This is a genomic window from Campylobacter pinnipediorum subsp. pinnipediorum (genome assembly GCF_002021925.1).
Lineage (GTDB): Bacteria > Campylobacterota > Campylobacteria > Campylobacterales > Campylobacteraceae > Campylobacter_A > Campylobacter_A pinnipediorum.
In genome coordinates, this window is record NZ_CP012546.1 from 1,406,879 (window position 1) to 1,428,487 (window position 21,609).

Consider the following 21,609-nt stretch of genomic DNA (forward strand, 5'->3'; position numbering starts at 1 on the left):
TTTTTTGCAAATTATAATATCTTAATAACTTTATAAACTATTTTAGTTTTTTATAAAATTAGCTAATTCGTCGGCTATTATTTTATAGTTTCTATTTCTTAAAAGAGAATCAAGCCCTAAGATACTCATGTTATTTAACTCTTGTCTATCCACACCACATATCGCATCAACAGTTTCGGCTATATTTTTATCTACAAAAAACATGCTATTTTTATCAAAAAGTTCATTACATTCATTTACTTTTGAACTAAAGCTAACCAAGCCACAAGCATAATAGTCCATTACCTTAGTAGGCGAACAAAGATTATAAAGTTTATTTATAGGAACATAGAAACAACCTATATCAAAATCTTGCATAATCTCAAAAATACGATTTTTTTCAACAGAATGATGTAATAAAAAACGATTGTCATTTGGTAATATTTTCTTAGTATATTCGTAGTCTTTAGTGTAAATTTCAAAAATAAAATCGCTTTTTGCTTTTGAAAACTCATTAAAGAAATATTCTAAATTTCTATTTATATCAACAGCTCCAATATAAATAAACTTTTTTACACCTTGTTTGTTTTTCTTGGTGTGTTTTGTATCTTCTTCATTTAAGCCCATAGGCAGTGCCAAAACTTTTGTTTTAATGCCTTTAAAAAATTCATCTACCATTAAATTTGATATAGGGAAAAACCCATCGCACTTATTTATAAATTTTCTATATAAAAATAAGTTAATTTTATATTTTATAAATTTAAAAAGAACATTTTTGTTTTTTATCTTTGCTTCATGATAAGGTCTATAAAAATGAGGAAAACTCAACTGAAAATACAATTTAAATCCGAATTTGGACTTTAGTTTTACTGAATTTTTTAAAACATCCAAAAAATTCCTAACTATCACAAAATCAACATCATTGAGATTTAAAAATTTATCATTTATGATTTCCAAAACCTTACTTCTATCTTTTTTTAATATATAAATATCATTATTAACAAGCTTGCAAGTATCAGTAAAATAAACAATATACACATGAAAATAATTTTTTAGATAACCGTTTATAACATTTTGTATAAAACTATGATTAAATTTCTCATCTTTGTCACTTATAAACAAAAGTGTTTTCAATTCAAAACCTTGTTAATAATTTCAATCCAAATTTTTTGTATATTTTCTGGAGCAAATTCGCCTTTTCTGTCTAGTGCATTATTGCAAAATTTATCAATCACACTATCATCTTGCATAAGCATACTAAGTTTTTTTGAAAAACCAACTATATCATTTAGTTCGCTTAAAAAACCATCATAACCATCTTTTATAAGTTCATTTGGTCCAGAAATACAATCAACTGAGATTCTAGCACAATTAAAAAATATACTTTCTATTAATATATTTGGCAAGCCTTCACTTAAAGATGTAAGCGCTACTATTTTTGATTTTGCATAATACTCTGATATATTTGAAACAAATCCTAAAATTTGCAAGTTAATATTATTTTCTTTTGCATATAAAACACTTTCTTGTTTTAATTTTTCATCCCCATCACCACAAACAATTATACTATACTTGTCTCTTATATTTCTGTCGATATAAGAAAATGCTTTAAGCAAGAAAATAAGCCTTTTATTTTTGTCTATTCTATTTGGGAACAGTATAATATTTTCTTTTTTTATATTTTTATTAAAACTTTCAATACACATAGGATTTCTTACAAGTCTTTTGTTTTGCAATTTATTAAAATAATCCATATCAAAGTTCGTTAAAAAAGTAACCATACTTGCTTTTTTATATGCCAAATATCTTAATATCTTCTTTTTTAGACTTGTAACTCCTGTATGGTTACCATGTTCTGAAATAATAATCTTTATATTCATATATCCAGCCACAATAGAAAGCATTGGTTGATTTAAGTTTACAGTTGTTATTATCAACTCAGCATTTGTTTCTAAGACCAGTTTTTTAAAATATTTAATTCTTTGTATATAAAACCAATCCCTATTGAATCTTGGAATTTTAATGTGTTTATGCGGGATATTATTAAAATAACCATTATTACAAAGCTTAGAAGATGTTGCATACAATATTACATTAAAACCTTCTGATAACAAAATATCATATATAAACCTAGCAACTCTAACAGAACCACCATAAGAATTTGAGCGAAAAAATAAAGCAACTTTCATATAAAATCTCCGTTTCTCTTTGAGCCATTTATCATGTTAAAAAAATTATCACAAAAAATACTCTCTTGTATTTTTTAGCAACTTAATATATTAATTATCTACATTAATTTTATATATCTTTATTAGGCTCTTATTTAATATACAAAATTAGATTTTGTTATAAAAAAGTACAATCGACATTAACTTTATATACAATATATTTTATTTTAATGTTTTTTATAATTTTTAAATCATGCTAATACATAAAAGAATCTAAGTCTTGAAAAAAATTAAAACTTATTAAAAAAAATAAAATATTTTTTTGACAATACCTACAAAACATCAACAACCTTTTTCAGTTTATTATAAACATTAGTTTCTGTTATTTTTCCCATCAATTCACTATAATCTTTATGTTTTGAATAAGTTTCATCTGCTACAAAATCTACTTTTATAAATTGATGTAATTCTGTATCAAAATCTGGCATTGATGATTCTGGGCTTGCAACACCAAATAATCCTAAAACAGGAGTTTTTAACGCAGCAGCTATATGTAAAGGGCCAGTATCTGGGGTAACTAAAACATCAAATTCACCAATAATAGCAGCAGCTTCAGTTATGCTAAATTTGCCAGCCACATTTAAAACCCTACCACTATTTATCTTTTTCTCCAATGAATTTGTGAGTTCCATTTCACTTGGACTACCTATTAAGACTAACCTAGTATTTTCTTTTAAAAGTATCATATTTGCAAGTTTATGCCATCTTTCAAGTGTCCACATTCTTGATTTTGAATTAGCACCCATCTGAAAACCAATTATTTTCTCATTTGTTTTTTTATTCAATACAATTTCTGCTTTTTTTATATCATCGTTATTTAAATAAAGACTCATTCTAGTATCACTACTACTAACCCCAACAAAATTAAGATACCTAAGTCTAGTTAGAACAACATATCCATCAGGTATATAACTAGAAGGATTATTTGAATGCAAAAAATTAAAATCATTTCTATCATTTGGCAATTTAAAAATATATTTTATACCGCTTAAAAAAGCTAAAGGTGTAGCTTGCGGTTCATTTGAATGAAGTAAAAATGCTATATCTATTTTTTTAGATTTTAGGATATTTCTTGTTTTTAAAAAACTATTCCAACGACCATTATATAAAATAATTTCATCCAAATTGGGATCATTCTCAAAAAGCTTTGCATTTTTTGGATTTAATAAAGCTATAGTTTTTACATTAGGATAATGTTGTTTAAAAACCCTAAAAACAGGAGTATTAAAAAGCGTATCTCCTATAGCTGTATTGCTAAAAAAACAAACTGTCTTAAAAGACTCTTTTACCAAATCTGTTTTTACAACACTCTTTTTTTTTAAAATAAATTTTAAAAGCCTTTCAGATAGTTTCATATAAAATCTCCGTTTTCTTAACCATTTGTTCTATTGAAAAATTATTATCGACATATTCTCTTGCGTTTTTGCCAAATTTATATCTTAGCCCCTTGTCTTGCACTAATTTAAATATTGCATTTTTAAGCTCTTCTTTATTATCTAAGTTAAATATAAACCCTGTTTTATTATCCAAAATAGCCTCTACAATACCACCGACATTACTTCCTATACAAGGCACAGCACAACTTCCGGCTTCTAACAAAACAGTGCCAAGAGCCTCCATCTTAGAAGGTAAAACAAAAATATCAAAACTACCCATAAAATCAACAACATCTGTCCTATTTCCAAGCATAAAGATATTTTTACTGTCTTTTGTTATCTCTTTTAAATGATCTTCTTGTGGTCCATCGCCAACTATAACTAAAGCACAATTTTCCAAACTAAGTTCATTAAAAGCATTTATTAAAAGTTTATGATTTTTAGCACCTCTTAATACAGCTACAATACCAATAACAATAATATCAGATGCTAAATTTAACTCTTTTTTTATATCTTTTTTAAAATTTGGATTAAACTTATTAGTATCAACACCTGTATAAATAACATCTATTAAATTTTCTTTAACACCCTTGCTGATTAAACTACATTTTGTAGCATTTGATACAGCAACGACTTTGGTGCATAAATTATAACTCATAGCAGAACTTATAGGAGTTTGTAAATGCCTTGTCCTAATAACTTTAACTTTACAAATTTTACCAACTATAGAGCCTATTATTCCATCTTTTCCTGAGTGGGTTGATATAATTTTAATATCGTTTTTTTTAACAAAACGACATATTTTGATAATCTCAAAAATATTATAAACTTTTCTAAGATCAAACTCAACAAATTCACAATCTATATCTTTTGTAAAGCTAGTAGAGCCTTTATTTAGACCATAAAAAACTTTAAATTTTTGTTTATCTAATCCATTTATAACACGCTGGGTTCTATGCTCTTGACCACCAAACCCTTTGGAACTTTCAAGCTCAAGTATATTTATCATTCTTATCCTAAAATTAGATTAAAACACAATAATTGTAGCATGGGTTTAATAAGATTATAACCAAATTTTTATTAATTTTATTATAAAATCGTTAAATGAAAAAACTAACATTTTTAAGAATGAATCCAAAAGCAGTTGGTGGAGCAGAGATTTACCTATCAAGACTAACACAAGCTTTAAAAAATGAAAATATACATTGTGAGATAAAAAGTCTAAAAATACCAAAGTTTATAAGCTCTTGGATAAAGGCTTTGGTTTTCAACAAATATGCAAAGTCTTCAAAAAAAGATGATATTTATTTTAGCCTAGAAAGAATTGACTCAGCTGATATTTATAGGGCTGGAGATGGTGTTCATAAGGTGTATATGAAAAGTAAAAAATTTTGGTTTTTAAACCCTTTGAATTTCGTATATCCATACCTTGAAAAAAAATGTTTTATAAACTCAAAACTTATAATAGCAAACTCAAATTTCATCAAAAAACAGATTATTGATACCTATAAAATAAAAGATGAAAAAATCAAAGTTATATATAATGGCGTAAAACTACAAGATGAGTTTAGCAAAGATGAGTTTAAACAAACGATATGCAAAGAACTAAGCATAGATACAAATATACCAATAATACTCTTTGTTGGAAGTGGCTTTAAAAGAAAAGGTGTTGATGTATTTTTAAACATACTTTCAAAAATTAATCAAAATTTCAACGCCATAATAATAGGAAAAGATAAAAAATTAAATAATTACAAGAGCAAATCAAAAGAACTTGGGCTAGAAAACAAGGTCTTTTTTATGGGTGCCAGAAAAGATGTAGATAGATACTACAAAGCTAGTGATATTTTTATATTTCCTACAAAATACGAGCCATTTTCAAATGTAGTTTTGGAAGCATTAAGCTTTAAAAATGCCGTATTTACCACATCTAGTAATGGAGCAAGTGAAATTTTATCAGATAAATTTGTTATAAAAAATGATGATTTTATCCAAAATATAAAGTTTATAAATGAGCTGTTGGCTGACAAAGACTTATTAAAAAAAGAACAAAATAGTTCTTTTGAACTCGTTAAAAATTTCAGCATAGAAAAAAATGCAAAAGAAACTATATCGGCTATAAAAAGCATTGTAAAATGAGAATTTTCATAGAACTTCCAACTTGGCTTGGCGACTGTATAATGGCAACACCTGCTATACAAAGCTTGGTAGAAAATTTTCCGGATTGCAAGATAGTATTTTTTGGCTCTTTTGTTAGCACAGAAATTTTAAAATATCATAAAAACTGTGAATTTACAATCATAGACGAAAGCAAAAAACATAGCTTTAGATGGCTTTATCTTTTTAAGATTTGTAAAAAAATGGATAAATTTGATCTTGGAATTAGTTTTAGAAGCTCGTTTGCAAGCTTTATGTTGCTTAAATTTATCAAAGCAAATAAAAAAATACAATTTAAAAAGACAAAAACAAGCATTCATCAAGCAAAAAAATATCTAAATTTTGCAAAAAATGCCTTAAACCTAGAAAAAATAAAAGATGACTTATATATACCAATAAACAAAGAAGTTACAAAAAACTTTATCGGAATAAACCCTGGTGCCACATATGGAAGTGCTAAAAAATGGTATCCTGAATACTTTGCAGAAGTTGCAATAAAAATGAATAATGGTTATGAGTTTTTAATATTTGGTTCAAAAAATGAATCAAAAATTTGTGATGAAATAGCTGAAATTTTACAAAAAAACAATATAAATTTTAAAAATTTATGTGGAAAAACAAATATACAAGAACTTTGCAAATATATAAGTTCTTTAAAGCTTTTTATCACAAACGATAGCGGTCCTATGCATATAGCGGCTAATTACAAAATACCAACGATAGCTCTTTTTGGTCCAACAAAATACAACGAAACAAGTCCTTTTAAAAATGAAAATGCGCATTTGTTACACCTAAATTTGCCTTGTCAGCCTTGTATGAAAAGAGCATGCCCTATAAAAACTCACGAGTGTATGAAAAATCTAACCTCCGATATGGTTATAAAAAAAATAAAGGAGATTGGATTTTGAAATTAGAGTTTTTGATGGATAATCAAACACAAGATTATTTTTTTGAATTTATCGCACAACTTGATTGTGACCTTATAATAATGAAAAACCTAAACATACTAAAAACCAAAAATCCGTATGATTTTATACAAGAAAATGGATATATAAATTTTTACATCCACTCGCCTATATTTGGAGACCTTGATATATATGCAGATAATAATTTTATAGGTTTTAGCGAACTCACATCGCCTATTATATTTTTTAATAACTCGCCTATATTTGAAGCAGAAAAAACAATAAAAAAGGGTAAAATCTACATAAGACCAAATTATATTAAAGATAATGAAATACAAAAAAAATCAGAAAATTTGATAAATTATTACAACAAAATAAGCTATTGGATCAACAAAAACATACCATTAAAACAGATAAATACTGAGTTTAATGGTATGCAAATTAGAATATCAGATAGTATTTTTAACAAAATACAAAATTATAAAATTTTATAAAGACTCAATAAATTTTAGAGTTTGAGATGCATCACTTTGAGCATCTTTTACATCATGTTTATATATTAACTTTGAGTTTTTAAAGACCAATGTTTGCCTAAAATAAAATTTATTACCATCATTTGTGTTAAATGTTTTAAGGCCTAGCTCTTTTTCTAATATAAATTTATCATCATTTAAAAAGATAAAACTAGCTTCAACTTCTTGTTTAAAAGCCTTTTGTTTTTCAAAACTATGCGAACCTATAGCAACTATATTAAAATTATTTTTCAAAAACTCATCTTTTAAATTTTCATAGCTTTTAGTTTGCAAGGTGCAACCTGTCATGCCTTCTTTGTTTTTCAAATCATCATCTAAAAACTTACCGCTTTGACCCATTTTTGGATACAAAAACACAACACAATCATTGGTTTTTATAAACTCTAAAAAGTTAAAATATACACCATTTACATCTTTTAAAATCACATTATTTCCTTTTATTTAAAATTATTTTTTGTCTTTAAATTTAAAAAGTATAACAAAAATAAAATACTAAAACTAAACACAAGCATACACATAGAGTATATATTTGCTTTATCATAATCAAGCATTTCAACTGACTCAAATATCGCTATACTAGCAACCCTAGTCTCATCTCCTATGCTTCCGCCTATCATCAAAACAACCCCAAACTCGCCCATAGTATGAGCAAAACTTATAACTAAAGCTGTAAGTAAACTTGATTTTATGTTTGGCAAGGCAACAAAAAAAAGAGTTGCAAGCTTACCTTTACCAAGAGAATAACTTGCTTCAAAAAGATTATTTTTTAAATTTGAAAAACCAGATTGAAGTGGTGAAAACATAAAAGGCAAGGAGTAAATGCAACTAGCAACAACCAAACCATAAAAATTAAAAACTAAGCGAATATCAAAAGTGCTTTCTATAAATTTTCCAAAAGTAGAATATGGAGATAAAAAAAGCAATAGATAAAACCCAAGCACACTAGGTGGTAATACCAAAGGAAGCGAAACAAGAGATTCAAAAAATGGTTTAAATCTAAAATCAACTCTTGCAAAAAAATATGCCAAAGGTGTAACTACTACAAATAAAATAAAAGTAGTAATCAAAGAGAGTTTTAACGATACATAAAAAGGGGAAAAATCTATACCAAACATAAAAGATCCAAATGTAAAATTATTTTTTTATATTTTACATCATAGATCATAAATTGTGGTTTAAAAAGCCAACTCAAAAAAAGAGTTGGCTAAAAAATTAAAGAGCTTTTATTTTTACATTATAGTCTTTGTATAAACCTGTTCCAACAGGAATCATACGACCAAGTATAACGTTTTCTTTTAGATCTTCTAAATAATCAAATTTAGCTGCAATAGAGGCCTCTGTCAGTACCTTTGTGGTTTCTTGGAAAGAAGCAGCAGATATAACACTATCACTTCCAATGGCCGCCCTAGTAACACCAAGCAATACAGGTTCTGCGATAGCAGGCTCTCCACCCATTCTCATAATACGCTCGTTTTCTTCTTTAAACTTAGCTCTAGAGATAAGGTCTCCAATTATAAAGTTAGTGTTTCCACTATCAACTATCTTAACCTGACGCAACATTTGAGAAACTATTATTTCAATATGTTTATCAGCTATCGCAACACCTTGACTACGATAAACTTGCTGAATTTCACTTATCAAATAATAGTGCAATGCTTTTTCACCAAGTATTCTTAGTATATCATGACTTGATATAAGGCCATCTGTTAGTTTTTCACCAGCATGAACAAACTCGCCACTTCTTACTTGAATTTGACGTGTTTTGTCTATCAAGTATTCAGCGCTTGCCCCATCTTCAGCTTCAATAATAATTCTCTCCTTAGAACGAAGAGGTTTATCAAATCTAACTACACCATCAATCTCAGCAACAACAGCTGTATTTTTAGGACGTCTTGCCTCAAACAACTCACTAACACGAGGAAGACCACCGGTAATATCTTTTGACTTAGCAACAGCTTTTGGAGTCTTCGCTAAAATATCAGCTTGAGCTACACTAGCCCCATCTGAAACAAATATAGCTGTTTTAGGGTCTAATTGATATCTTATCAAGCCACCATTTTTAGTAGCTACTATAATAGTAGGCTTAACACCACTTGGAAGATATTCATTTACAACTAAACGGCTTTGACCTGTTGCTTCATCAAATTGCTCTGATACACTATATCCAGGTTCTATATCTTCAAAACTAACAACACCTGATTCCTCAGCAATAATAGGAGTAGAATAAGGATCCCACTCGGCAATAATAAGCTTATCATTACTATCAGGAAGGGCTACTACACTGCTTGTAGACACATTTGAATTATCATCTAGTTCTATTATAGAATTTCTAGGAATATAATGTCTAACAGCCTCTCTTCCATCTTTATCAGAAACTATTACAAACAAGCCTTTTTGCTCTACTTTTTGACCTTTTTTAATATCTTTTACTCTATCTAGATAATCACCTTTTAGAATAAAGTATTTTATAGCTCCTTCAGCACCAGCTAATATCTTTTGTGTTACAGGTTCACCATCTTGTATTTTAAGTTCACTTGCAAAAGGAATACGATTTGGAACATTCCATCCCTCTTTAATAACTTCAACTATACTTTCATTTTCAGATACTTCATCACCGTTAGAATAAGGAATATAAAGCTTTCCTTCTATCTTTCCACTTACACCAGCAAGTTCGTTAGGTTTAGCTAAATCGCCACGTCTTATGGTGTATTTAACTTCTTCTTTTTTATTCTTAACTGTTACGTTTATATCTTCGTGAGCTGTTTCTATCTCTATAGTACCACTTATGGCAGATTTTATTTTTGGCTCAACTAAAAGCACAGCAGCACTTCTTCTATTAGCTACTATAATCTTTCCATTATTTTCATAAGTATTTAGATTATAATATCTTATAAAGCCCTCTTTTTGAGCTACTATCTGTCTGTCTTGCTGTTCAGTAGAAGCAGTACCACCTATGTGGAATGTTCTAAGAGTAAGTTGCGTTCCTGGCTCACCAATAGACTGAGCTGAGATAATACCGACAGCCTCACCTGGCTTAACCAATTTACCCTCACCTAGGTTTATACCGTAACATTTAGCACAAACACCTTTTCCAGCTTTACAAGTTATAGGAGTTCTTATACTAACCGCTTTGATTCCTGATTCGCTAAGCACTTTTGACTTCTCTTCATCCATCAAAGTACCTTCACTAAATAAAATTTCGTTTGTTATAGGGTCAATAACATCATCAGCTAAAACTCTACCAAGAACTCTTTCTTCAAGGCTTTCTATAAGCTCACCATTTTCAGTTATTTCAGTTATTTCAACACCTTCGTGAGTACCACAATCATGCATAGTAACCTTAACATTTTGAGCAACATCTATTAGTTTTCTTGTTAGATAACCAGCATTTGCTGTTTTTAGTGCAGTATCTGCAAGACCTTTTCTAGCACCGTGGGTAGAAATGAAGTATTCCATCATATTTAGACCTTCACGGAAGTTAGAAACAATAGGTGTTTCAATAATAGAGCCATCAGGTTTTGCCATAAGACCACGCATACCAGCAAGCTGACGAATCTGAGCTGCACTACCCCTAGCACCGGAGTCTGCCATCATATAAATTGAGTTAAATCCACCTTTGTCATTTTTAACAAGGTTCATCATCTCACTAGCAACAGAGTTATTTGTATCTGTCCAAATATCAACTATTTTATTATATCTTTCAGAATCTGTTAATAAACCACCGCCATATTGTTTTTGTATGTCGCGAACTTTTTTCTTAGCTTCATCTATAAGTTTTTGTTTATTTTCAGGAACAATAATATCAGCAATAGATATAGAAATACCAGCCTTTGTAGCATATCTAAAACCTAAATTTTTAAGTTTATCTAAAAACTCAGCTGTAACTTCTAATCCACCATTTTTATAAACATAATCAACCAATGCTGATATATCTTTTTTCTTCATAACCTTATTCCATAAATTTTCAGGAACAAAGTTAGGTATAATAGAACGAAGTATAAGTCTACCAGCAGTTGTAAATATAGTACGTCCATCAACTATTGTTTTTATCTTAGCATGCAAGCCTAAAGAGTGTGCTTCTTCCGCTATCATAACTTCATCAACACTAGCAAAAATTTTATTTGCACCCAAAACATCATCTCTTTGCAAGCTTAGGTAATAAATTCCCAAAACCATATCCTGTGAAGGAACTGTTATAGCCTTACCACTTGCTGGAAGCAAGATATTCATAGAACTAAGCATAAGTATTTTGCATTCTGATATAGCTTCTTGACTAAGTGGAACGTGAACAGCCATCTGGTCACCATCAAAGTCGGCATTAAATGCAGCACAAACAAGAGGGTGCAACTGTATAGCTTTACCTTCAACCAAAACAGGGTGGAATGCTTGAATTGACAATTTATGTAGCGTAGGTGCACGGTTTAACATAACCGGGTGGTCTTTAACAACCTCCTCAAGGCACTCCCAAACTTCATTAGTTTTGTCTTCTATCATTTTTTTAGCTTGTTTTACAGTTGTAGCATATCCTTTTTCTTCAAGACGAGCTAATAAATGTGGCTTAAATAATTCAAGTGCCATTTTTTTAGGCAATCCGCACTGATCCATTCTTAACTTTGGTCCAACAACAATAACTGAACGACCAGAAAAGTCAACACGTTTACCAAGTAGATTTTGACGGAAACGTCCTTGTTTTCCTTTAATTATTTCAGAAAGAGATTTAAGCGGGCGTTTATTTGCACCTTTTACGGCATTTGCACGACGACCATTATCAAATAAAGCATCAACAGCTTCTTGAAGCATTCTTTTTTCATTTCTAATAATAATCTCAGGTGCATCAAGTTCCATTAAACGCTTTAAACGACTATTTCTATTTATAACTCTACGATACAAGTCATTTACATCAGATACAGCAAATTTTCCACCATCAAGACTAACAAGAGGTCTTAAGTCAGGTGGTAAAACAGGTAAATTGGTTATCATCATCCATTCAGGGCGGTTGCCAGAGTTCAAAAAGCTTTCAACGACTTTTAGGCGTTTTACGATACTTTTTTTCTTAGCCTCTGAATTTGTAGTTTCCATATCTGCTTTAAGGTTAAATAAAATATCAGTTAAATCAAGATCTGCAAGCATATCGTGAATAACTTCACCACCCATTCTTGCAGAAAAACCATTATTTTCATAACGTTGCAACAAAAGCTGATATTGCTCTTCATTTAAAACATCATATTTTTCTACTTTTTTTGTATTTTCATTATCATAAAAAGCATCTCCTGGAGTTTCAACTATATATGCTTCATAGTATAGTACACGCTCCAAGTCTTTCATTTTTATGCCAAGCAATGTACCTATTCTGCTTGGCAAAGAGTTAACATACCAAATATGAGCAACTGGAGTTACTAATTCTATGTGACCCATACGTGATCTTCTAACTTTAGAACTTGTTACTTCAACACCACATTTTTCGCACTTGATGCCTTTGTAACGCATTTTTTTGTATTTTCCACAAAGGCACTCATAATCACGAATAGGGCCAAAAATTTTTGCACAAAAAAGACCATCACGCTCAGGTTTTAAAGTTCTATAGTTTATGGTTTCTGGTTTTTTTACCTCTCCGTAGCTCCAAGATTTAATTCTCTCAGGGCTAGCCAAACGAAGTTGAAAGGCCTCAAAATCACGAGGTCTTTGCTCTTCTTTTATCTCAATAGGTTTTAACTCATTCATCTGATTCATCCTTATCATATATCTCAACATCAAGTGCCAATGATTTTAACTCATTTGTAAGAACAAAAAATGTTTCAGGAATTCCTGTCTCAGGAACATTTTCACCACGAGTCAACGCCTTGTAAGCTGACAATCTTCCTTCTATATCATCTGATTTAACTGTTAACATTTCACGAAGTGTATGAGCTGCTCCATAAGCTTCAAGCGCCCAAACCTCCATCTCTCCAAATCTTTGACCACCAAACAGTGCTTTACCGCCAACTGGTTGCTGAGTAACCAAGCTATAAGGCCCTGTACTTCTTGCATGCACTTTTTCATCAACAAGATGGTGAAGTTTTAGCATATACATACAACCAACATTAACTCTTTCTCTTATCTTAGAACCAGTTCTTCCATCATAAAGTTCAGTTTTACCATCACTATCAATCTTAGCCATTTCAAAAAGTTTTGCAAATTCTTCTGGTTTTACACCTTCAAAGATAGGAGTAGCAAATCTAACACCTTTGCTCCAATCTCTAGCATACTTAATAAGTTCTTCATCACTTAAAGCATTTAGTGCTTTTTCGGCACTCATAAGACTAGAAACACTTGCTATTTCTATCATTTTAGCCCTTAAATTAGCTACCCATTCACCTTTTTTGTCTTCAAAAATTTCAGCTATTTGCTCACCCAAACGATATCCAACAAGACCCAAGTGACTTTCTAAAATTTGACCTATATTCATACGGCTTGGAACACCAAGTGGATTTAAGACTATATCTACAATCTGGCCACTTGGAAGATATGGCATGTCAACTTCTGGAACTATATTTGAAACAATACCTTTATTACCGTGACGACCAGCCATTTTATCACCGACTTTTAGTTTTCTCTTGGTAGCTATATAAACTTTAACAAGTTTAACAACACCACTAGGCAAAATATCATCTTTGCCTAAAATTTCTATCTTAGCGTCATGTTCTTCTTTTAGTTTTTTCTTTTCATTTTGGAAGTGATTTTTTAACTCTTCATATTGTTTTTGAATTTCTTTAGAAAAACTTTTAACTATTGAGTTTAAAGTAAAACGGTTAATATTTTCAAACTCAACCTTATCTATAATATCACCTTTTTTATACTCTTTTTTGTTTACAACTTGTTCTGCAGCCAAAGGATTTTTTGACAATAAAGATGTAACTTTTAACATCTCTTCCCTATCAAGCATTAAAAGTCTATCATGATGTTCTTTTTCTAATTCAGCTTTTTCATCTTCATAAGCTTGGTTTGCTCTATTGTCTTTTTCATAACCTTTTTTTGTGAAAATTTTAACATCAACAACAACACCTTCCATAGAAGCTGTAGCATAAAGTGATTTATTTACAACATGTCCTGCTTTTTCTCCAAAAATAGCACGCAATAAACGCTCTTCTGGAGTTGGTTTTACTTCACCTTTTGGAGAAACTTTACCAACTAAAATCATACCTGGTTTTACTTCGGTACCTATCTTGACAATTCCGCTCTCATCAAGATGTAATAAATCTTCTTCTTTTATATTTGGTATATCTTTTGTTATCTCTTCAACGCCATCTTTAAGCTCTCTAGCTTCTATCTCTTTTTCATAAATATGAACACTTGTAAATGCATCTTCACGAATCATTCTTTCGTTTATAACAATAGCATCCTCATAGTTATATCCGTTCCAAGGCATGAAAGCTATTAAAGCATTTTTACCTATAGCAAGTTCGCCTAGTTCCATACTAGAACCATCGGCTATAATTTGACCAGCTTTTATCTCTTCGCCTTTTCTTACGATAGGATGTTGAGAAAAAGTAGTGTTTTGGTTTGTTCTAAGATTTTTTTCAAGAGAGTAGTGATCTATAAATGGACCTGCTTCATCTTCGCCTAATATAAATATATTTTTATTATCAACTTTTTCAACAATACCGCCACGTTTAGCTTTGATATTTTCCCAAGCATCACGAGCAATAACACTTTCCATACCAGTACCAACAATAGGGGCAGTAGCTTGCAACAAAGGCACAGCCTGTCTTTGCATGTTTGAACCCATCAAAGCACGGTTAGCATCATCGTGTTCTAAGAAAGGAATTAAAGAAGCAGCAACACCAGCTATCATACCAGAGCATAAGTCTATAAGAGTAACCTCTTCGCGACGAGCAAGCATCATCTCACCATCTCGTCTAACTTCAAGTAAATCCTCTATAATATATCCATTTTCATCAAGAGCCGTTGATGCCGGAGCAATTACATTATTTTCTTCTTGTGTAGCAGTTAAGTAAACTATCTCATCAATCACTTTGCCATCAACAACTTTTTTATAAGGTGCTTCAACAAAACCAAGATCATTAACCTTAGCATAAGTAGAAAGTGTGTTTATAAGACCTATGTTTTGACCTTCTGGGGTCTCAACAGGACAAATTCTTCCATAGTGTGTAGGATGAACGTCACGCACCTCAAATCCAGCACGCTCTTTAACCAAACCACCTTCACCAAGTGCAGACAATCTTCTTTTGTGTGTTACTTCGCTAAGTGGGTTTGTTTGATCCATAAACTGACTAAGTTGTCCACCTGTAAAGAATTCCATAATAGTTGCAGTTATCATTTTAGGATTAATTAAATCATAAGGCATAACTTCATCGATATTGTTACTAAGGCCTGTAAATTTATCACGAATAGCTTTTTGCATTTTAACAAAACCAAGATGAAGTTCATTGGCTAATAATTCTCCAATTGAACGTATTCTACGGTTACCAAGGTGATCTCTGTCGTCTATATGGCCTTGTCCGTTTTTAACTTTAATAAGATATTTAGCTGTTTTTAATATATCTTCATTTGTCAAAACAGAAACATATTCTGGAACATCTATACCAAGCTTATGATTCATTTTCATACGACCAACACTTGTTAAATCATACCTTTCAGGATTAAAGAAAATATCATTAACAAAAGTTTTAGCAGCCTCTTTAACGACAGGCTCGCCAGGTCTCATAACTTTATAAATTCTTATAGCAGATAAATCATTTTCATCATCAATACCTTCTGACTGCTTAAGAAGTTTTAAAGTTTCAGAATCAGCAATAAATGAGTTAATGATTGCATCATCAACACCTAAGGCTGAGTTATTTATTATCTCCATCTCTGTGTATTCATTTACGATTTTTATAAGTTTATTTTCATCAAGTTGAGATAATGTATCATAAAGAACCTCTCCGCTTTCAGCATTTACAAGAGGGCTTGCAAGATATCTACCAATCAGTCCTTCAATAGGATATTCAACGGTTTTAAGACCATCTTCTATCAATTTATCTATTTTTTTCTTAGTTAATCTTTTTCCAGCTTGATGAACAACATTTCCATTTTCATCTTTAATATCATATTCAACCCTGCCTACATAATCATCTGGATTAAAAGGGGTTAAAAATTTATTATTTTTAATATTTAAAGTTTGTATAGGATAAAATAATTTAATTATATCTTGTTTTTTATAACCAAGTGCTCTAAATAATATAGTAACAGGCACTTTTCTACGTTTATTAATTCTTACATATAAAACATCTTTTGTATCATATTCAAAATACAGCCAAGAACCTCTATCAGGTATAATTTGGGCTGTGTATATTAATTTATTTACAACTGTTGAACTTTCTTCTTGTTTGAAAATAACTCCTGGGCTTCTGTGCAATTGGTTTACAACAACACGTTCAACACCATTTATTATAAATGAAATTCTATCTGTCATTAGTGGAATTTCACGTATAAAAATTTCTTGTTCTTTTATATCTTTTATACCAATTTTTTCGCCAGTTTTTTCATCTTTTTCATGAACTATTAGACGAATTTTCATTTTTAAATTAACAGAGTATGTAAGACCTCTCTCTATACATTCTCTTATTGTGTATTTTGGTTTTCCTATTTCTGAGCTAACATATTCCAAACTTAAACGATTTTGTGCATCATGTATAGGAAAAATTGATCTAAAAACTTTTTCTATTCCACTTTCTGTTTGTGAATTATCTAAATTTAAAAAATTATCAAAGCTTTTTTTTTGCAATTGTAATAAGTTAGGAACATCTATCTCTTTGACAACATCCGAAAAATCAACTCTTAATCGATTTCCTGAGTATAAACTATTTAACATTGATCTACCTCGTGGTAATTTTGAAAGAAAAGTATTGAGCCTTTTATAAGGCATCTAAATTTAAAATAAGAGAGCAAAGGCTCTCTTATGGGAATTTTCATAAATATTAAAATTATTTAAGCTCCACTTTAGCACCAGCTTCTTCAAGCTCTTTTTTAGCTGCTTCAGCTTCATCTTTACTAACACCTTCTTTAAGAACAGATGGAGTTGCTTCAACTGCATCTTTAGCTTCTTTAAGGCCAAGACCTGTAAGAGCTCTAACAACTTTAATAACGTTGATTTTCTTATCACCAGAGTCAAGAAGAACAATATTAAATTCTGTCTTCTCTTCAGCTGCTTCACCAGCAGCACCAGCAGCACCAGCAACCATAACAGGTGCAGCACTAACGCCAAATTTTTCTTCAAATTCTTTAACTAATTCACTAAGTTCTAAAACTGAAAGATTAGATATAAACTCTAATACATCTTCTTTAGTAATTGCCATTATTTTTCTCCTAATTTTTTATACTGCTTGTTCTTTTTTTTCTTTAAGCGCATTTAATCCAATTGTAAAATTTTGAATTGGCGCATTCCAAACTTGCAAAAGCATTGCAATAAGTTCATCACGGCTAGGCATTTTAGACAATGCTCTAACTTTATTTGCATCTGTAACTTCACCGTCTATATGTGCTAATTTGATTTTAAAAAGATCACTATTATTTTCTTCAAATTTAGCAACAACTTTTGTTACAGATAGTTGATCTTCACCCCAAACATATATGTTTGTATCTTTAAGCTCAAGACCATCTTTATTAACATTATTTAATGCTATATTAGCAAGTGTATTTTTTATAACTTGAACCTTAACACCCTGCTCTCTAGCAGAATTTCTTAATACTTCAAGTTTTTTTACATTTAAACCACGATAATCACAAACAACTATAGCTTGTGCTTCTTTAAATTCGTTTTCTAAACCTAATATAACTTCAGATTTTTTGCTACGTGTCACTTCTTCTCCTTTCCGACCAGCGATTTCAGTAGAGAGGGTCGAACAATTAAGCTTTTAAGCCTCTACTTTCTCTAATCTAAGATAAAAAATTAAATTATTTTATTTTAAATCTATAACTTCTTGAGTATCAAGAGTAACAGATGGACTCATTGTCAATGACAATTTAGCATTTTTAACATATCTACCTTTAGCAGCAGATGGCTTATGTTTATTAATAGCTTTAATAAATGCTGTTGCATTATCAAGTATTTGCTCTTTAGTAAAGCTAACTTTGCCTATACCAGCATGTATATTTCCTTGTTTATCAACACGGAAATTTACCTGTCCACCTTTTGCATTATTGATAGCTTGTGCAACATCCATAGTAACTGTTCCTGTTTTAGGGTTAGGCATTAAACCTTTAGGCCCTAATAATCTACCAACTTTTCCAACAAGACCCATTAAATTTGGTGTAGCAATCAGCACATCAAAATTAATAACACCTTTTTGAATATCTTCTATCAAATCATCAGAACCTACTATATCTGCACCTGCATTTTTAGCCTCGTCTGCTTTAGCATCTTTAGCTATAACAGCAACACGAACAGTTTTTCCTGTTCCGGCTGGTAAAATAACAGAACCTCTAACCATTTGATCAGCATGTCTTGGATCAACATTTAATTTTAATGCAATCTCTACTGTTTCATCAAATTTAGCAGAAGCTAAATTTTTAACAGTTTCAACACCTTCGGCTAAACTATATGTTTTAGTATTGTCAACTTTTTTCAATAATTCTTCAAATCTTTTAGTAGTTTTTCCCATAAAATATCTCCGCATTTTAAAGTGCTTCCGCCTACTGAAAATCAACCCGGCGGTTTAGGCTTTTATCAATCTATAACTTCAACACCCATAGAACGAGCTGAACCAGCTATAATCTTAGCAGCTTGCTCTCTATCTTTTGTATTTAAATCAGCTATTTTTTTCTCAACTATATCAAGAACTTGAGCTTTAGTTATCTTTGCAACTTTATTTTTTAAAGGATTATCTGTTCCCTTTGTAATACCGGCAGCTTTTTTAATAAGATCTGTTGCTGGCGGTTGCTTTGTAATAAATGTAAAACTCTTATCTGCATAAACTGTAATAACAACTGGTATATTAAAACCAACCATATCCTTAGTTTTCTCATTAAAAGCTTTACAAAACTCCATTATGTTAACACCTCTTTGTCCAAGAGCTGGACCTACAGGTGGGCTAGGATTTGCTTTAGTAGCAGCAATCTGTAATTTTATTTCGCCTATAACTTTTTTAGCCATAAACCTTCTCCTTAAATTATCTTCTCAACTTGTGAATACAAAATATCAACCGGTGTACTTCTTCCAAATATAGAAACATTTAAACGAAGTTTTCCGTGTATCATATCATACTCTTCAACAACACCTATAAAATTTGCAAAAGGGCCTTCAGTTATACGAACATTTTCCCCTTCCTCAAAATAAATTTTTGGTTTAGGAGCTGCTCTTTTTTCAACTTTTTCTAAAATCGTATTAATATCTTTTTCGGTTAAAGGTGTTGGTTTTTTTGATTCACCTATGAATCTTCCAACCTTAGGTAAAGATTGAATCTTATGCCACAAAGATGTATTTAAATCTAAATGAGCAAAAGCATATCCAGGATAAAGAGTTCTCTCATTTATCTTTTGCTTTCCATTTTTAATTTCTATAACATCCTCAGTAGGAACTATAACTTCCTTAAGCTGATCTTCTATACCATGCTCTTTAACTAAATTTTCTATACCTCTTTTTACAGCCATTTCACTTCCAGCATATGTCTGAATAGCATACCATTTATGAGCCATTACAAACACTCCTATATCAAACTAGAAAGAGAAAAAGCCATTAAGGCATCGATTATTGCTAAAAAAAGTGATACCACAGTTACAACAATAAAAACAGTAATAAAAGCATTTCTAATTTGCTCTTTTGTTGGGAATATAACCTTCAAAATCTCAGCTTTAGAAAGCTTTATATAATTTATTATTTTTTCCATATTATACCTTAACTTATGGCAGGGCAAGAGGGATTCGAACCCCCAACCATTGGATTTGGAATCCAGCGCTCTACCGTTGGAGCTATTGCCCTAACAGAATTATACTAACTCTTTAGCTTAACTTCTTTATGAACAGTATGCTTTTTAAGTCTTGGACAATATTTTTTTAATTCTAACTTTTCTGTCATAGTCTTACTATTTTTAGTTGTGCTGTAGTTTATATCTCCACTTTCAACACATTTTAAACCTACTTTAATTCTCATAAAAAATCCTTAAAAAAATTATGAGTGAAATAAATTATTTCACTCATATATAATATTATTATGCTAGTATCTTTGAAACAACACCAGAACCAACAGTTCTACCACCCTCACGAATAGCAAAACGTGTTCCCTCTTCAAGAGCGATAGGAGCTATAAGCTCAACACTAATTTTTAAGTTATCGCCAGGCATAACCATTTCAGTTCCTTCAGGAAGTGTAATAGAACCTGTAACGTCTGTTGTTCTTACATAAAATTGTGGTCTATAGTTGTTAAAGAATGGAGTGTGTCTTCCACCTTCTTCTTTAGTTAGGATATAAACTTCACCTTCGAATTTTGTATGAGGAGTTATAGATTTTGGCTTACATAAAACCATACCACGCTCAACATCTTCTTTTTTTGTTCCTCTTAATAATACACCAACGTTATCGCCAGCTTCACCTTGATCCATCTCTTTTCTAAACATTTCAACACCTGTAACAGTTGTTGTTTGAGTGTCTCTAATACCAACGATTTCAATAGTGTCACCAACTTTAACAACACCTTTTTCTATTCTACCTGTAACAACTGTACCACGACCAGAAATAGAGAATACGTCCTCTATAGGCATAAGTAGATCTTTATCTGTATCACGAACTGGATTTGGAATATAGCTATCAACTGCAGCCATTAATTCCATAACCTTAGCTGACCACTCTCCATCTGTACCATTTTTTGCTTCTTCTAAAGCTTTTAAAGCAGAACCTGAAACTATTGGAGTATCGTCGCCAGGGAAACTATATTCGTTTAGAAGTTCACGGATTTCCATTTCAACTAATTCAAGAAGTTCAGCGTCATCAACCATATCAGCTTTATTCATAAATACAACTATATATGGAACACCAACTTGGCGTGATAGAAGAATGTGCTCTCTAGTTTGTGGCATAGGGCCATCAGCTGCAGAAACAACCAAAATAGCACCGTCCATTTGAGCAGCACCAGTAATCATGTTTTTAACATAGTCGGCGTGACCTGGGCAGTCAACGTGAGCATAGTGACGATTTTCTGTTTCATACTCAATGTGAGAAGTAGCGATAGTTATACCACGCTCTTTTTCTTCTGGAGCGTTATCTATATTATCATAATCTTTAAGCTCAGCAAGACCTTGTCTTGAAAGAACAGCAGAAATAGCAGCTGTCAAAGTAGTTTTACCATGGTCAACGTGACCTATAGTACCAATATTTACATGTGGCTTGTTGCGTGAAAATTTTTCTTTAGCCATCTTGTCCTCCATTATAATTATGTGACTTTTAAAACTAAAATTTG

General features: G+C 30.9%; 19 protein-coding genes and 1 tRNA gene. 3 read left to right on the plus strand and 17 right to left on the minus strand.

All coding sequences use genetic code 11. The annotated features are described in order from the left end of the window. Positions 1 to 42 precede the first annotated feature (42 nt). The 4 genes from CPIN17260_RS07330 to CPIN17260_RS07345 form a co-directional block, all read right to left on the minus strand. Entirely contained in the window at positions 43 to 1,113 is a 1,071-nt protein-coding gene (locus CPIN17260_RS07330) for a glycosyltransferase family protein (protein WP_078387986.1), read from the minus strand. Then, entirely contained in the window at positions 1,110 to 2,168 is a 1,059-nt protein-coding gene (locus CPIN17260_RS07335; protein ID WP_078387987.1) for a glycosyltransferase, read from the minus strand. Before CPIN17260_RS07335 ends, CPIN17260_RS07330 begins: the two co-directional genes overlap by 4 nt. Positions 2,169 to 2,479: 311 nt before the next feature. After that, positions 2,480 to 3,562 (minus strand): glycosyltransferase family 9 protein, encoded by a 1,083-nt coding sequence (locus CPIN17260_RS07340; RefSeq protein ID WP_078387988.1) that lies wholly within the window; start codon positions 3,560 to 3,562, stop codon positions 2,480 to 2,482. Then, a complete protein-coding gene (locus tag CPIN17260_RS07345; RefSeq protein WP_069632261.1) occupies positions 3,549 to 4,592 on the minus strand; it encodes a glycosyltransferase family 4 protein in 1,044 nt (347 codons plus the stop codon). Before CPIN17260_RS07345 ends, CPIN17260_RS07340 begins: the two co-directional genes overlap by 14 nt. Before the next feature lie 95 nt (positions 4,593 to 4,687). Here CPIN17260_RS07345 and CPIN17260_RS07350 point away from each other — a divergent pair, with 95 nt between their 5' ends. The 3 genes from CPIN17260_RS07350 to CPIN17260_RS07360 are packed head-to-tail and all read left to right on the plus strand — an operon-like array spanning position 4,688 to position 7,139. Next, on the plus strand, positions 4,688 to 5,722 hold the full coding sequence (locus CPIN17260_RS07350) for a glycosyltransferase family 4 protein (protein WP_078387989.1): 1,035 nt from the start codon (positions 4,688 to 4,690) through the stop codon (positions 5,720 to 5,722). Next, positions 5,719 to 6,648, plus strand: a complete 930-nt coding sequence (gene waaF / locus CPIN17260_RS07355) for a lipopolysaccharide heptosyltransferase II (RefSeq protein WP_078387990.1) — start codon at positions 5,719 to 5,721, stop codon at positions 6,646 to 6,648. Before CPIN17260_RS07350 ends, waaF begins: the two co-directional genes overlap by 4 nt. Further along, positions 6,645 to 7,139, plus strand: a complete 495-nt coding sequence (locus CPIN17260_RS07360) for a hypothetical protein (RefSeq protein WP_078387991.1) — start codon at positions 6,645 to 6,647, stop codon at positions 7,137 to 7,139. Before waaF ends, CPIN17260_RS07360 begins: the two co-directional genes overlap by 4 nt. Here CPIN17260_RS07360 and CPIN17260_RS07365 read toward each other — a convergent pair. The 13 genes from CPIN17260_RS07365 to tuf all read right to left on the minus strand — a co-directional run bounded on the left by CPIN17260_RS07365 (position 7,134) and on the right by tuf (position 21,565). Continuing rightward, a complete protein-coding gene (locus tag CPIN17260_RS07365; protein WP_078387992.1) occupies positions 7,134 to 7,604 on the minus strand; it encodes a thioredoxin domain-containing protein in 471 nt (156 codons plus the stop codon). The two genes, CPIN17260_RS07360 and CPIN17260_RS07365, sit on opposite strands and share 6 nt — an antisense overlap. 11 nt (positions 7,605 to 7,615) lie before the next feature. Next, positions 7,616 to 8,293, minus strand: coding sequence for a molybdate ABC transporter permease subunit (modB, locus tag CPIN17260_RS07370; RefSeq protein ID WP_069632256.1), 678 nt, complete (start codon positions 8,291 to 8,293; stop codon positions 7,616 to 7,618). A 97-nt stretch (positions 8,294 to 8,390) separates the two neighbouring features. After that, positions 8,391 to 12,899 carry a DNA-directed RNA polymerase subunit beta' gene (gene rpoC / locus CPIN17260_RS07375; protein ID WP_078387993.1) on the minus strand — a complete coding sequence of 1,503 codons (4,509 nt, stop codon included), beginning with the start codon at positions 12,897 to 12,899 and terminating at the stop codon, positions 8,391 to 8,393. Continuing rightward, complete coding sequence (rpoB, locus tag CPIN17260_RS07380) at positions 12,892 to 17,031, minus strand: DNA-directed RNA polymerase subunit beta (RefSeq protein WP_078387994.1); 4,140 nt, start codon at positions 17,029 to 17,031, stop codon at positions 12,892 to 12,894. Before rpoB ends, rpoC begins: the two co-directional genes overlap by 8 nt. Positions 17,032 to 17,143: 112 nt before the next feature. Then, positions 17,144 to 17,515 carry a 50S ribosomal protein L7/L12 gene (gene rplL / locus CPIN17260_RS07385; protein ID WP_069636338.1) on the minus strand — a complete coding sequence of 124 codons (372 nt, stop codon included), beginning with the start codon at positions 17,513 to 17,515 and terminating at the stop codon, positions 17,144 to 17,146. A gap of 18 nt (positions 17,516 to 17,533) precedes the next feature. After that, a complete protein-coding gene (gene rplJ / locus CPIN17260_RS07390; RefSeq protein ID WP_069632252.1) occupies positions 17,534 to 18,019 on the minus strand; it encodes a 50S ribosomal protein L10 in 486 nt (161 codons plus the stop codon). A gap of 99 nt (positions 18,020 to 18,118) precedes the next feature. Then, a complete protein-coding gene (gene rplA, locus CPIN17260_RS07395; protein WP_078387995.1) occupies positions 18,119 to 18,820 on the minus strand; it encodes a 50S ribosomal protein L1 in 702 nt (233 codons plus the stop codon). 65 nt (positions 18,821 to 18,885) lie between these two features. Next, on the minus strand, positions 18,886 to 19,311 hold the full coding sequence (gene rplK, locus CPIN17260_RS07400) for a 50S ribosomal protein L11 (RefSeq protein WP_069632250.1): 426 nt from the start codon (positions 19,309 to 19,311) through the stop codon (positions 18,886 to 18,888). Between the two features lie 11 nt (positions 19,312 to 19,322). Then, entirely contained in the window at positions 19,323 to 19,853 is a 531-nt protein-coding gene (gene nusG, locus CPIN17260_RS07405; protein WP_069632249.1) for a transcription termination/antitermination protein NusG, read from the minus strand. Between the two features lie 11 nt (positions 19,854 to 19,864). Further along, positions 19,865 to 20,044, minus strand: a complete 180-nt coding sequence (gene secE, locus CPIN17260_RS07410) for a preprotein translocase subunit SecE (protein WP_069632248.1) — start codon at positions 20,042 to 20,044, stop codon at positions 19,865 to 19,867. 16 nt (positions 20,045 to 20,060) lie between these two features. Next, positions 20,061 to 20,136: transfer RNA gene (locus CPIN17260_RS07415), tRNA-Trp, on the minus strand. A gap of 12 nt (positions 20,137 to 20,148) precedes the next feature. Continuing rightward, a complete protein-coding gene (gene rpmG / locus CPIN17260_RS07420) occupies positions 20,149 to 20,307 on the minus strand; it encodes a 50S ribosomal protein L33 (RefSeq protein ID WP_069632247.1) in 159 nt (52 codons plus the stop codon). Between the two features lie 58 nt (positions 20,308 to 20,365). Beyond that, positions 20,366 to 21,565 (minus strand): elongation factor Tu, encoded by a 1,200-nt coding sequence (tuf, locus tag CPIN17260_RS07425; protein WP_078406190.1) that lies wholly within the window; start codon positions 21,563 to 21,565, stop codon positions 20,366 to 20,368. Positions 21,566 to 21,609: the final 44 nt, after the last annotated feature.